We start from the raw sequence: 12,793 nt of genomic DNA, 5'->3' as shown, positions 1-12,793 counted from the left end.
CCCGTCGGTCAGAGGATGTCGCTGGGGCGGTAGGCCGCTGCTTCGGGGTAGCGGGCGGTGATCTTCTCGATCTCGGCGATGACGTCGCCGACTTGGGCCGCCGCCGCACCGGTGAACGCCAGTCGGTCCGCCAGCAGCGACTCCAGTTCCGCGCGGTCCAGCGGCAGCCGCTCGTCCGCGGCGAGCCGGTCCAGCAGGTCGTTGCCCTCCGCGCCCCGCTCGCGCATGTCCAGCGCGACCGCCACCGCGTTCTCCTTGATCGCCTCGTGCGCGGTCTCGCGACCGACACCGGCCCGCACCGCCGCCATCAGGACCTTGGTGGTGGCCAGGAACGGCAGGTAGCGGTCGAGTTCGCGGGCCACCACGGCGGGGAACGCGCCGAACTCGTCGAGCACCGTCAGGAACGTCTCCAACAACCCGTCGAAGGCGAAGAACGCGTCCGGCAGGGCCACCCGGCGCACCACCGAGCAGGACACGTCGCCTTCGTTCCACTGGTCGCCCGCGAGCTCGCCGACCATCGAGAGGTAGCCGCGCAGCACCACCGCGAGCCCGTTGATCCGTTCGCAGGACCGGGTGTTCATCTTGTGCGGCATCGCGCTGGAGCCGACCTGACCCGGCTTGAAGCCTTCGGTCACCAGCTCGTGCCCGGCCATCAGCCGGATCGTGGTGGCCACATTGGACGGTGCGGCGGCGAGCTGGGCGAGCGCGGTGAGCACCTCGAAGTCCAGCGAGCGCGGGTAGACCTGGCCGACGCTGGTCAGCGTCCGGCCGAAGCCGAGGTGACCGGCGACGCGGCGCTCCAGCTCGGCGAGCTTGGCGGTGTCGCCGCCGAGCAGGTCGAGCATGTCCTGCGCGGTTCCGACCGGGCCCTTGATGCCGCGCAGCGGGTAGCGGGTGAGCAGCTCCTCCAACCGCTGGAAGCCGACGAGCAGTTCGTCGGCGGCGGTGGCGAAGCGCTTGCCGAGGGTGGTCGCCTGCGCGGCGACGTTGTGCGAGCGCCCGGCCATGACGAGCTCGCCGTACTGACCGGCCAGCTCGGCCAGTCGCGCCAGGACGGCGACCGTGCGGTCCCGGACGTGCTCCAGGCTGCGGCGGACCTGCAACTGCTCGACGTTCTCGGTGAGATCCCGCGAGGTCATGCCCTTGTGGATCTGCTCGTGACCGGCGAGGGCGTTGAACTCCTCGATGCGGGCCTTGACGTCGTGCCGGGTGACCCGCTCGCGGGCGGCGATGGAGTCCAGGTCGACCTGCTCCAGCACCCGCTCGTAGTCGGCCACCGCGTGCTCGGGGACCTCGACGCCGAGGTCGGCCTGGGCGCGCAGCACGGCGAGCCAAAGCCTGCGCTCCAGGATGATCTTGTGCTGCGGTGACCACAGCTCGACCAGCTCGGGCGAGGCGTACCGGGCGGCGAGGACGTTCGGAATGCTGGGCTTGACCGTCACGAACAGCCAGGATACCGGCGGGAGGCACCCGTTCGGCGGCAGCGCCACTGTTGCCGCCGAACGGGCACGGGTCCGCTAGTGCAGCGCCAGCTGCGGGTCCGTGGCGAGCACGTCGAGCTGCTCGAAGGGCACTGCGACCTCCGGGCGCTTCGTCGGATCCTGCTGGTCGTCGATGATCGGGTCGTAGTTGTAGCTGTCTATTCGCCGCCAGGCCCGGTAGAGCTCGAGGAACGTGTTCTGGACGAGGTCTTCGGCGAGGTGCCAGCCGCCGCACAGCAGGTACGCCGAGCGGCGCAGCCACAGCGCACGTCCCCCGGCGAACTCGCGGAACTGCTGTTCCTGTTCGGCCCGCATAGAGTTTGTCCCCTTTCCGCGCTACCACCGCTTTAGCACGGGGGCGGGGTTGCACGCGGACCGACGGCACCACCGAGCAGAACGGAGAAAGGTCCGTCCGCCGCAACGAATTCCGACGAACGGACCAATCCCATTGGCCGTGGTCGTGACCGGCAGCGGTCGTTCTAGCGACCAGAAGCACTCACGACCGCGTGTTCAGAGGCCGGTGCTCCACAGCGGCGAGTCAGCGGGGATCAGCGGGAGATCGGCCGGGACGAAGTCCGGGTACTTCTGGCCCGCTCCCGTGTTGAACAGCACCACGCGGTCCGCTTCGCGCACTGCTCCGCTGCTGCGCAGGCGTCGCAGCGCGGCCAGCGTCGCCGCGCCCTCCGGCGCGGGGTAGACGCCTTCGGCTGCCGCCATCTCCCGCGTCGCCACGCGCATCTCCTCCTCCGACACCGCCACGGCGGTGCCTCCGGAGGCGCGCACCGCGTCGAGGATCAGGTAGTCGCCTACGGCGACCGGAACTCGCAGGCCGCTGGCATCGGTGGTCGCGCCCTCCCACCGCGGCGCGTGCCGTTCGCCGGTGTCGTGGGCGCGCACGATCGGCGCGCATCCCTCGGCCTGCACCACGACCATGCGGGGCCGCTTGGCGCCGATCCAGCCGAGCGCCTCCAGTTCGGCGAACGCCTTCCACATGCCCACCAGGCCGGTGCCGCCGCCGGTCGGGTAGATCACCACGTCCGGCAGTTCCCAGCCGAGCTGTTCGGCCAGTTCGTAGCCGAGCGTCTTCTTGCCCTCGACGCGGTAGGGCTCCTTGAGGGTGGACACGTCGAACCAGCCGCGGGCCGCGGAGCTCGTCTTGACCAGCCGTCCGGCGTCGTCGATCAACCCTTCGACCAGCCAGGTGTCGGCACCGGAGACCACCGCTTCGACCTGGTTGATGCGCGGGCAGTCGACGGGCATCACGACACCGGCGGCCAGCCCGGCGCGGGCCGCGTAGGCAGCGAGCGCGCCTCCCGCGTTGCCCGCCGACGGGGCAGCGACCGCCGACGCCCCGAGTTCGCGGGCGCGGGAGACCGCAGCCGCCATGCCGCGCGCCTTGAAGCTCCCGGTCGGGTTCTGGCCCTCGTCCTTGATGCGCACGTCCGCGATACCAAGCGCGTCGGCGAGCTTCGGCGCGGCCAGCAGCGGGGTGAACCCTTCGCCGAGGCTGACGATGTTCTCCTGGTGGCGGATCGGCAGGAGTTCGCGGTAGCGCCACATGGTCGGCTCGCGGGAGGCGAGGTCATCCGGCTGGACGGTGACCTTCGCCAGGTCGTAACGGGGGTAGAGCACCTTCTCGCACTCCGCGCACAAGCGGTGCGGTACGTCCGCGTCGTAGGTCTGCCCGCAGTAGGTGCATTCGAGGTGGGTCAGCGTGCTGCCGGTGGATGTCGCCATGCCCGCATCCTCGCTGGCGGCACCCGATCAGGTCCAGCCCACCCGCGCCGATCGGACTACCGGCGAATCCTCCCCAGAGACCAATCGGTACATTAATTCGAACCTAAATAATCCGGCGGCTGCTGGACCGCGCCAAAATGCGAACATATCGTTGGCACATCGAGTTGGCGCGAGCAAAGGGACCCGGACGGATGATCAGTGACGTCTTCCGCGATGAACAGCAGGACGTGTTCTGGATCGTCGGCGCAGGTTGCAACGTGCGACACGCCACCACACTTCGACCCGGCGCGGTGTACGCGGGCCAATTGATTCCATGCCTGTGCGACGAACAGTTGAAAGTTCCACAACCCACCCCCAGCGGTCGGCAACCGAACTCCAGACCGATCACCGACAAATGCCCAGAATGCGCTCGGAAAGCGACGGACTCGGAGTTCTCGGAAATAACCTGGGACTTCTGACACGCGCGGGCCCGCGGCGAAAATCGGTCGCCACGCCACGGACCGCGAACTACCGTCAATCCCGTCATGGCACCGAGCAGCTCACCTCGATTCCTGTGGTCCTTGCTGGCGCAACGGCCCGGCCTGCTCGCGCTCGCGACGATCTCCGGTGCGCTGTGGATGCTGCCGACCGCGCTGCTGCCGCTGGTCGTCGGTGCGGCGATCGACGCGGGGATCCGCGCCCACGACGTCGGCTCGCTGCTGCGCTGGGTGCTGGTCGTGCTCGGTCTCGGTGTCGCCCAGATGATCGCCGCGGGCACGCTGAACTGGGCGGCGCACACGCTCTGGATACACGGCACGGCGAGTGCGCAACGGGTCGTGCTGGCGCACGTGGTGCGCCTCGGTGGCACGCTGACGCGCAAGGTCCGGGCCGGTGAGGTGGTCGCGGTCGGCGCATCGGACATCTACCGCATCGGTGGGCTGTTCGAGGTGATCGGCCGGGCGACCGGATCGCTGGTGTCGTTCGCCGTGGCCGCGATCGTGGTGCTGTGGATCTCGCCGATCATGGGCGTCGTGGTGCTGATCGGCGTGCCGCTGGCCACGGTGGGCATCGGCCCGCTGCTGCGCCCGCTGCGCCGCCGCGAGGAGACGCATCGGGAGCGGCTGGGCCAGGTCAGCGCCCAGGCCGCGGACATCGTGTCCGGACTGCGCATCCTGCGCGGGATCGGCGGCGAATCCCGCTTCCACGCGCGATTCGTGGCCGCCAGTCGGCAGGTCCGGGCGGCCGGGGTGGCCACCGGGCGGATCGAGGCGTGGCTGGCCGGTGCGGAGATCCTGCTGCCCGGCCTGGTCACGGTGCTGGTGACCTGGCTCGGCGCCCGGCTGGCGCTCGACGGGACGATCAGCGTCGGCCAGTTGGTCGCGTTCTACGGGGTGTCGGCGTACCTGGTGATCCCGGTGCGCACCGCGACCGAGGCGTCCTACGCGTGGGCCTCGGCGCTGGTCGCGGCAGGTCGCGCGAGAGCCCTGCTGCGGTTGGAGCCCGAACCGGCGCCCCCGGAGCAGCCGGAACAACTGCCGCCCGGCCCGCTGGAACTGTTCGACGAATCCATCGGGCTGCGGATCCCGGCGGCCGAGCTGACCGTGATCGACGCGGGCGAGCACGTGGAGGCCTTCGCGGAACGCTTCGCCGGGCAGGTGCGCGCCGGTGGCGTGCCGCTCCGGGACGTCGAGCCGGATGCGTTGCGGCAGCGAATCGTGTTGGCGCACAACCAAGATCTGCTGTTCTCCGGACCGGCTCGCGCCGAAGTGGACCTGGGGTCCGGGGTGGACCTGGAAAGCGCTTTGCACGCCGCGGACGCCCATGAGGTGCTGTCGGCACTACCGGCGGATGAGGTGCTGGACGAGCGTGCCCGCTCGCTGTCCGGTGGCCAGCGGCAACGCCTGCTGCTCGCCCGCGCGCTCTGCGCGGACGCGGACGTGCTGATCCTGGACGAGCCGACCTCGGCGGTCGACGCGCACACCGAGGCGCGGATAGCCGAGCGGGTCAAGGAAATCCGCCGAGGTCGAACCACCGTGGTGTTCAGCCAGAGCCCGCTGTGGGCAGCGGTGGCGGACCAGGCATTGGACGTGGGAGCGAAGCCGTGACCGCGAGACTGCCGCTGGCGGGAGCAGCCGCCGTTCGCCGCTGGATGTGGCGAACGCTGCTGGTGCACCGCCGCCGCTTCGCCACGATGATGCTGCTGTTCTGCCTGGCGACACTGGTCGGACTGGTCGGCCCGCAGGTGCTCGGCTTCCTCGTCGACTCGGTGCTCACCGGCACCACGACCGGGCGGGTGGACCTGCTCGCCGGGGCATTCCTCGCGGTCCTCGCAACGCAGGCGCTGCTGGTGCGCGCCGCACGGCTGCGCGCGGCGATGCTCGGCGAGCACCTGCTGGCGGAATCGCGCGAAGGCATGGTCAGTCACGCGTTGCGCCTGCCGCTGGGCACCGTCGAGGCCGCTGGTACCGGTGATCTGCTCAGCCGCGCCACCACTGATGTCGACCGGCTCGACTACACGGTTCGCAACGCCGTCCCCGAGATCACCACGGCGCTGATCACCGTGGCGCTGACCGGCACCGCGATGGTCTTTACCTCGCCGCCGCTGGCATGCGGAATGCTCGTGGCGGTGCCGCTGATGGTGTTCAGCACCCGGTGGTACTACCCGCGTTCGCTGCCCACCATCCAGCGGGTCATGGCGAACTGGGCGGAAGTGCAGTCCAGCATGCACGAATCCGTCGAAGGCGCCCGCACCGTCGCGGCGCTGCGCCTGGCCGAACGCCGCGTGGCGCGCAACGAGCAGGCGCTCGGCCGGGCCGTCGCCGCCGAGCGGCGGCACCGGTTCCTGCTCAGCATGTGGCTGCCGTGCCTGGAACTGTCCTACGTGCTGCCCATCGCCGCGATCCTGCTGATCGGCGGGTGGGCCTACCAGGCGGGACTGGCCGAACTCGGCACGATCATCACCGTCGTGCTCTACGCCCAGGCGATGGCGAACCCGTTCGACGAGCTGTTCATGTGGTTGGAAGAGCTGCAGGTCGGCCACACGGCGCTGCAACGGATCCTCGGGGTCCGCGAGGTTCCGGCGGCCGATGATGCGCGGCGCGCCGCCAGCACCGACGGGCAGTGCGATCTCGTGCTCCGCGACGTGCGCTTCTCCTACCGGCCCGACCAGGAGATCCTGCACGGCATCGACCTGACCGTGCCGGTTGGACAGCGGCTGGTCATCGTCGGCCCGTCCGGCGCCGGGAAGTCCACGCTCGGCCGGTTGATCGCCGGGATCAGCCGACCGGATTCCGGCTCGGTCGCCTTCGGCAGCACCGAGGTCACCGGGCTGCCCACCGAAGCGCTGCGCCGCGAAGTGGTGCTGTTGACCCAGGAACACCACGTGTTCGCCTGCACGCTGCGGGACAACCTCGCGCTGCCGGACCACGAGCCGACCGACGACGACCTGACCGACGCGCTCAAGGCGGTCGGCCTGCTGGACTGGGTGGCGGCGCTTCCCGACGGCCTGGGCACGGTGCTCGGTTCCGGCGGCCACCCGGTTCCAGCGGCGCGCGCCCAGCAACTCGCGCTGGCCCGAGTGCTGCTGGCCGACCCGCACACCGTGGTCCTCGACGAAGCGACCTCGCTGCTGGACAACGCCACCTCGCGGGAGCTGGAGCGGTCGGTTTCGACGCTGCTCAGCGGCCGAACCGTGATCGCGATCGCACACCGGCTGCACACCGCCCGCAACGCCGACCAGGTGGCCGTGATGTCGGACGGCCGCATCGTCGAGCTCGGCAGCCACGCCGAGCTGCTCGCCGCCGAGGGGTCGTACGCCCGGCTGTACCGGGTGGCTCAGCCGAGCTGAGAGCGCAGCATCCGGCGGGCCGCCCCGCGCGGGTCGGGATCGCTTTCGATCAGCGCGTTCACCACCGCGCCGTCCACCAGCGCGACCAGTTCGAACAGCCGGTCGCGGCTGACCTCCATGCCGCTGCGGGCGAAGATCTCGGCCAGCAGATCGTGCAGCTCGGCGCCGAGCTCACGCATCAGCGGCGCCAGGTAGGGGCGGCGCGGCGAGCCGACCAACCGCTCGTAGCGCAGCAGCACCGGCTCGGCTCCGCCGTCGCGCGATCCGGTGCCCAGCAGCAGGTCGAGCATCAGCTCGATCACCGCGTCGGTGCTGCGGGGCTGGTCGATCAGCTCGTCCAGCCGGGCCCGGCCGATGGCGAGCTCCTGCCGCGACTCGTGCTCGACCGCGGCGCTGATCAGGTCGTCCAACGAGGAGAAGTAGTAGGTGGTGGAGGCCAGCGGCAGACCGGCGCGCTCGGCGACCGCGCGGTGCCGCACGGCGTCGAAGCCGCCCTCGGTGAGCAGCTGCGCGGCGGCCACCACCAACGCTTGCCGCCGCCGCTCGCCCTTCGGGGTACTGGCCGCTGTCATACCTGTCGATCCTATGCGTCAGCGGGCACGAGGTGGTTACCGCGGAGAATCGGTCCGCACCGCCCGGCGCCCGGGTCGATTCTCACGATCTGGACCTGCATCTTCGCGGCGGGTCAGTGGCTGACGCCGGAGAGGTTGAGGCCGATCACCCCGGCGACGATCAGCACGATCGAGACCAGCTTGAGCACCGAGAAGCCGTCGCCCAGCCAGACCATGCCGACGACGGCCGTCATCGCCGCGCCGATGCCGGTCCACACCGCGTACGCCGGTCCGGCGGGCAGCACTCGCATCGCGTACGCCAGGCCCGCGAAGCTCACCGCGGCCAGCACCAGGAACGACACCGTCGGAACCAGTCGGCTGAAGCCGTGCGAGAGCTTGAGCGAGATCGCCCAGCCCGCTTCGAACACTCCCGAGACCATCAGGATGATCCAGGCCATCATCACCGGCCGTCCTTCCTCCTATCAGCGAACTAGTACTAACGTACCAATAATTTGGTACACCAGTACCGTTCTGGTGAGGGAGGACACCTGCCGCGAACTCCGCGGCCCGGAACCGATCAGTACTGGTCGGCCAGGCTGCCCGCGATCGAGGCGAGCCGAGCGCCGTAGGGCGCCGCCGGGGAACCCGCATCCGGGTCGCTGAGCACCACGACCAGCTTGCCGCTGCGCGCCTTGCGGACCGACTGCTCGCTTCCGTCCGGCCGCCGCTGGTCACCGGGCGTGGCCTGATCCGGCGCGACCGCGCCCACCGGGCTGACGATCACCGTGACGCTGCCCGCCGAAGTCCCGTCGCGCAACGGGAACGAAGCCGCTTTGGCACCAGACGGACAAGGGCTGGTCGCAACCGGGGCCGTCCCGGCGGCTTCCGGCAACTGCCTGGTCACCGCGGCCGCGAGCTGCGCGTCCGGTCCGCACTGCCCCGAGCGGTTCTCCAGGACGCCCGGCCCGTCCACGCGCGGGGTGACCGGCGCGCTCTGGTACTCCGGGTGGCTGGCGACATTGCTGTTCGGCGAGGTGAACAGACCGGTGCCCGCCCCGACGCCGACCACCAGCACCGCGGCGGCGACGACTGTTCCCCCCACCGCCGCCACCCGGCGACGTGCGGTGATCCGCCGCGAAGCCCGCGCCACGTCCTGCTCGTCGAACGAAGCCGGAGGAACGGACCGCACCGACTCGCGAAACAGCTCTTCGAGCTTGCGCTCGTCCACTTACCCGCACCTCCTCACGCCGACCGCAGGTCCCCGAGCTCGTCGCCCAGCGCTTCCCGCAACGCCGCCAGCCCCCGGGCGCACTGGCTCTTGACGGTTCCTTCGCTGCACCGCATGACCGCGGCGACCCCCGCGACGTCCAGCCCCTCCAGGAATCGCAGCACCAGCACCGCGCGCTGCTTCGGCGGCACCTTCTGCAGCCCCGCCATCAGGGTTTGCCTGGTCGCCACCGACGTGTCCACGTCAGGCGAGTCCACCGGACGGTCCGGCAGCACCTCCGCGGCGCGCTCCCGCCGCCACGGCCGCCGGGACTCGTCGATCACCGCACGGGTCAGTGTGCGGCGCACGTACGCGTCCAGCGCGCCTTTGTCGCGAACTTTCCGCCAGTGCCGGTGCAGCGCGATGAAAGCGGTCTGGGCGAGATCGTCCGCGCGGTGCCAATCACCGCACATCATGTACGCCATTCGACGCACCGCCTCCCGCCGAGCCACGAAGTACTCCGCGAACTCCTGCTCCTCGCGCTGGTCCACGCGGAACTCTCCGCTCGTTCGTGCCTGCACCTGTGGGACGGGATCCCCGGCACCAACCGTTGCACGCGCGGTGCCCCGAGATCCACCCTGTGATTGATACCGCAGTCGACGCGTCGGTGTCCGCAGGGCCATTGCCCAAACCCGGTGTGGATATGGTGTGATCTCTTCGTGACCAACACGGCACCGATCGACCTCCGCTCCGACACGGTCACGCGTCCCGACGAGCAGATCTCCGCGGCCATGGCCGCCGCTGAAGTCGGCGACGACGTGCTCGACCACGACCCGACGATGCGTGCGCTGGAGGAACGTGCCGCTCAGCTGCTCGGCACCGCCGCTGCGCTGTGGGTGCCCAGCGGCACGATGGGCAACCTGATCGCTCTGATGATCCACCTGCGCCGCGGCGACTCCTTCCTCGCTCCGCGCGCCGCGCACGTGCTCAACCACGAGCTCGGCACTGCCGCTTGGTTGGCCGGTGGCATGCCGGAACCGCTGGAGTGGAACGCCGGGCCGGGACGCCCGACGGCCGACGTGGTGCGCGCGCAGTCCGACAGCAATGCCGGTTACGACATGCTGCGCACCAAGCTGCTGTGCCTGGAGAACACGCACAACGGCGCGGGTGGCGCGGTGCTCCCGCCGCACGAACACGCACAGCTCGTGGCGGCTGCGCGCGACAGCGGCCTGCGGGTGCACCTCGACGGCGCCCGGATCTGGAACGCCTCGGTCGCGCTCGGCGTGCCGCCAGCCGCGCTGACCGTCGGTGTCGACAGCGTGCAGGCATGCCTGAGCAAAGGGCTCGGCGCGCCGGTCGGCTCCGTGGTCGCGGGCAGCGTGGAGTTCACCACCGAAGCTCGCCGGGTGCGCAAGATGCTCGGTGGCGGAGTCCGGCAGGGCGGCGTGCTCGCCGCGGCCGGTCTCGTCGCGCTGGACCGCGTCGACTCGCTCGCCGAGGACCACGACAAAGCCCGCGCGCTCGCCGAGGGCCTGGTCGAGCACGGTTGGTCAATCACCGCTCCGCAGACCAACATCGTGCTCGCGGCGGTTCCCGACGTGCAGCTCACGCTGCGGCGCTTGGCCTCGGTCGGGGTGCTGGCGGTTCCGATGGAGGGGCAGGTCCGCTTCGTAACGCACCGCGACGTGTCCAAGGCCGACATCGAGGAGACGCTGCGCCGCGTCGGCGACGCCCGGATCTGATCGCGACGGCGGCTGGCACCACCTGCGTAGATTGAGTTCGGAAACGGACCGGGGAGGGCGAATGGTGCGTTGGGTCGTGTTCGACTACGGCGAGGTGATCAGTCGGCGAACCGCAGCGCTGCCCACGATCGCGGGGCTGCTCGGCGTCGAGCCGACGGAGTTCGAGGATGCCTACTTCGCCGAGCGCACCGCTTACGACTGGGGTTGCCCCGACCTGGAGTACTGGCAGGCGGTGGCCGAGCGGCTGGGCAAGACCGCCGACGCCGCGCTGGCTACGCGACTGACCCGCGCCGACATCACCGGTTGGCTGGAGACCGCGCCGGAATCCCTGCGCCTGCTCGAAGATCTGCACCAGCAGGGCGTCACGATGGCGCTGCTGTCCAACGCGCCGTCGTCGTTCGGGCGGGTGGCGGAGCAGGAGACCTGGGCTCGGCTGTTCAAGCACCTGATCTTCTCCGGCGATCTGCGGGTGGCGAAGCCGGACGCGCAGATCTGGCGGATCCTGCTGGACACGATCGACGCACCGGCGGCGGAGTGCCTGTTCTTCGACGACCGCCAGGAGAACGTCGACGGCGCTCGTGCGGCCGGTCTGCACGCCGAACGCTGGCAGGGCGCGGAGGCCGCGCGCAGCATCCTCCAGACCCACGGCGTCCTCCCGTGAGCACGCCGGGTCGTGAGTGCGTAAGTGGGCTCCAGCCCGGTTTCGCACTCACGACTCCTGGTGGGTGATCAGCGTTTGATCTGCTTGTGGTCGCGGGCCCAGCCGATCGCCGCGGTGGCGACGAAGAGCACGCCGCCGATCACGGCGAGCCAGAACAGCCCCTTGATGATGAAGCCAGCAACCGAGATCACCAGCCACAGCAGTAGCAGCCCGCCGATCACCTTCCACAACATCGCAAGCTCCTCAGCTCGACCGCGCGAATCCCGTCTCACCCTCAGCGTGCCAGATCGACGGCCCGAAACGACCCGCCGAACACCCACAACCAGGGAAAACTCAGGGAAACCCGGAGACCTCCCACTCGTGAGTGCGAAAACCGGCTCCAACCGGCTTTCGCACTCACGACTGCGGTTGGGGCAGCCAGTGGGTCAGGCGGTTCATGGCTTCCTCGATGTCGTCGGTGCTGCCCGCGAACGACATCCGGACGAAGCGGTGACCCCGCGCCGGGTCGAAGTCGACGCCCGGCACCACTGCGACACCCGTTTCGTCGAGCAGCCTTCGGCAGAACTCCGCGGTGTCGTTGGTGAGGTGGCCGATGTCCGCCCAGGCGTAGAACGCGCCGTCCGCCGGGGCCACTCGCGTGATGCCGAGTTCCGCGAGTCCGCCCAACAGCAGCTCCCGATTCGTGCGGTAGCCCTCGACGTGTGCGCTGACCTCGGCGTATGCGTCCTGGGAGAACGCCGCGATGGCGCCGTACTGGGACAGCGCGGGCGGGCAGAGCGTGAAGTTCCCGGTCAGCGAATCCACCGCGCGGCGCAGCCGCGGCGGCACCAGCATCCAGCCCAGCCGCCAGCCCGTCATGGACCAGAACTTCGAGAACGATTGCATGATCACCGGCTCGGACGAGTACTCCCGCGCCGAGTGGGCGCGCTTCCCGAAGGTGACCCCGTGGTAGATCTCATCGCTGATCAACTGCACGCCGTTGCGGTCGCACCACGCGACCAGACCGGCAAGTTCGTCAGCGGGAACCACCGTGCCGGTGGGATTCGCCGGGCTGGCGAGGATCAAACCCCGCACCGGCTGGTCGAGCGCTTCCAACATCGCCACGGTCGGCTGGAACCGGGTCGTCTCGTCGCACGGCAGCTCCACGACCTCGCAGCCCAGCGCCGACAGGATGTTGCGATACGCGGGGTAGCCCGGACGTGCCAGCGCCACCCGGTCCCCGGCGTCGAACGCGGCGAGGAAGGCGAGCAGGAAACCGCCCGATGCGCCGGTGGTCACCACCACGTCGTCGAGAGGAACCGCCAGACCGCAGGAGCGTTCGTAATGCGACGCGATCGCCTCCCGCAGTTCGGGTAGGCCGAGCTGTTCGGTGTAGCCGAGCGGATGCCTGTGCAGTGCCTCGGCGGCGGCCTCGCGCACCGCCTTCGGTGCGGGTGTCGAAGGCTGGCCCGCCGCCAGCGACACCACGTCCCCGTGGGTGCGCTGACGCGCCGCAGCGGCAGTGAGGACTTCCATCACCTGAAACGCCGGGATGTTGGCCCGTTGAGCTGCGGCAAGCGCGGTGCTGTTCACCATGGTGCACAGCCTG

The 12,793-nt window shown here is 70.2% G+C and carries 13 protein-coding genes; 4 read left to right on the top strand and 9 right to left on the bottom strand.

What is annotated here, in order from left to right; translation table 11 throughout:
* Nucleotides 1-8 precede the first annotated feature (8 nt).
* The 3 genes from purB to MOQ72_RS19555 form a co-directional block, all read right to left on the bottom strand.
* Nucleotides 9-1,442 (bottom strand): adenylosuccinate lyase, encoded by a 1,434-nt coding sequence (purB, locus tag MOQ72_RS19565; protein ID WP_242185301.1) that lies wholly within the window; start codon nucleotides 1,440-1,442, stop codon nucleotides 9-11.
* Nucleotides 1,443-1,517: 75 nt separating this feature from the next.
* A complete protein-coding gene (locus tag MOQ72_RS19560; protein ID WP_242185300.1) occupies nucleotides 1,518-1,796 on the bottom strand; it encodes a sigma factor in 279 nt (92 codons plus the stop codon).
* A 195-nt stretch (nucleotides 1,797-1,991) separates the two neighbouring features.
* Complete coding sequence (locus MOQ72_RS19555) at nucleotides 1,992-3,218, bottom strand: threonine synthase (protein WP_242185299.1); 1,227 nt, start codon at nucleotides 3,216-3,218, stop codon at nucleotides 1,992-1,994.
* Between the two features lie 524 nt (nucleotides 3,219-3,742).
* Here MOQ72_RS19555 and MOQ72_RS19550 point away from each other — a divergent pair.
* Nucleotides 3,743-5,302 (top strand): ABC transporter transmembrane domain-containing protein, encoded by a 1,560-nt coding sequence (locus MOQ72_RS19550; RefSeq protein WP_242185298.1) that lies wholly within the window; start codon nucleotides 3,743-3,745, stop codon nucleotides 5,300-5,302.
* 44 nt (nucleotides 5,303-5,346) lie between these two features.
* Complete coding sequence (locus MOQ72_RS19545; RefSeq protein WP_242185366.1) at nucleotides 5,347-7,044, top strand: ABC transporter ATP-binding protein; 1,698 nt, start codon at nucleotides 5,347-5,349, stop codon at nucleotides 7,042-7,044.
* On the opposite strand, the gene MOQ72_RS19540 is transcribed toward MOQ72_RS19545, so the two are convergent.
* From MOQ72_RS19540 to MOQ72_RS19525, 4 genes are all read right to left on the bottom strand, one after another.
* The gene (locus MOQ72_RS19540; RefSeq protein ID WP_242185297.1) at nucleotides 7,032-7,616 is read right to left on the bottom strand and encodes a TetR/AcrR family transcriptional regulator; all 585 of its coding nucleotides are present in this window, start codon (nucleotides 7,614-7,616) and stop codon (nucleotides 7,032-7,034) included. The two genes, MOQ72_RS19545 and MOQ72_RS19540, sit on opposite strands and share 13 nt — an antisense overlap.
* 113 nt (nucleotides 7,617-7,729) lie before the next feature.
* Nucleotides 7,730-8,053 (bottom strand): DMT family transporter, encoded by a 324-nt coding sequence (locus MOQ72_RS19535; protein WP_242185296.1) that lies wholly within the window; start codon nucleotides 8,051-8,053, stop codon nucleotides 7,730-7,732.
* A gap of 119 nt (nucleotides 8,054-8,172) precedes the next feature.
* Nucleotides 8,173-8,823, bottom strand: a complete 651-nt coding sequence (locus tag MOQ72_RS19530; RefSeq protein ID WP_242185295.1) for a hypothetical protein — start codon at nucleotides 8,821-8,823, stop codon at nucleotides 8,173-8,175.
* A gap of 14 nt (nucleotides 8,824-8,837) precedes the next feature.
* Nucleotides 8,838-9,353, bottom strand: a complete 516-nt coding sequence (locus tag MOQ72_RS19525) for a SigE family RNA polymerase sigma factor (protein ID WP_242185294.1) — start codon at nucleotides 9,351-9,353, stop codon at nucleotides 8,838-8,840.
* A 168-nt stretch (nucleotides 9,354-9,521) separates the two neighbouring features.
* On the opposite strand from MOQ72_RS19525, the gene MOQ72_RS19520 reads away from it, so the two are divergent.
* Entirely contained in the window at nucleotides 9,522-10,544 is a 1,023-nt protein-coding gene (locus MOQ72_RS19520) for a threonine aldolase family protein (protein WP_242185293.1), read from the top strand.
* 61 nt (nucleotides 10,545-10,605) lie between these two features.
* Entirely contained in the window at nucleotides 10,606-11,205 is a 600-nt protein-coding gene (locus MOQ72_RS19515) for an HAD family hydrolase (RefSeq protein ID WP_242185292.1), read from the top strand.
* Between the two features lie 68 nt (nucleotides 11,206-11,273).
* Here MOQ72_RS19515 and MOQ72_RS19510 read toward each other — a convergent pair whose 3' ends face one another.
* Together MOQ72_RS19510 and MOQ72_RS19505 are read right to left on the bottom strand one after the other, a co-directional pair.
* On the bottom strand, nucleotides 11,274-11,438 hold the full coding sequence (locus MOQ72_RS19510) for a hypothetical protein (RefSeq protein ID WP_242185291.1): 165 nt from the start codon (nucleotides 11,436-11,438) through the stop codon (nucleotides 11,274-11,276).
* A 163-nt stretch (nucleotides 11,439-11,601) separates the two neighbouring features.
* Nucleotides 11,602-12,780 carry a pyridoxal phosphate-dependent aminotransferase gene (locus MOQ72_RS19505; RefSeq protein ID WP_242185290.1) on the bottom strand — a complete coding sequence of 393 codons (1,179 nt, stop codon included), beginning with the start codon at nucleotides 12,778-12,780 and terminating at the stop codon, nucleotides 11,602-11,604.
* Nucleotides 12,781-12,793: the final 13 nt, after the last annotated feature.

It is taken from the genome of Saccharopolyspora soli (genome assembly GCF_022678645.1).
GTDB classification, from domain to species: Bacteria; Actinomycetota; Actinomycetes; order Mycobacteriales; family Pseudonocardiaceae; genus Saccharopolyspora; species Saccharopolyspora soli.
Note: the sequence above shows the minus strand (reverse complement) of the source record. Positions and strands in the feature narration are given on the sequence as shown.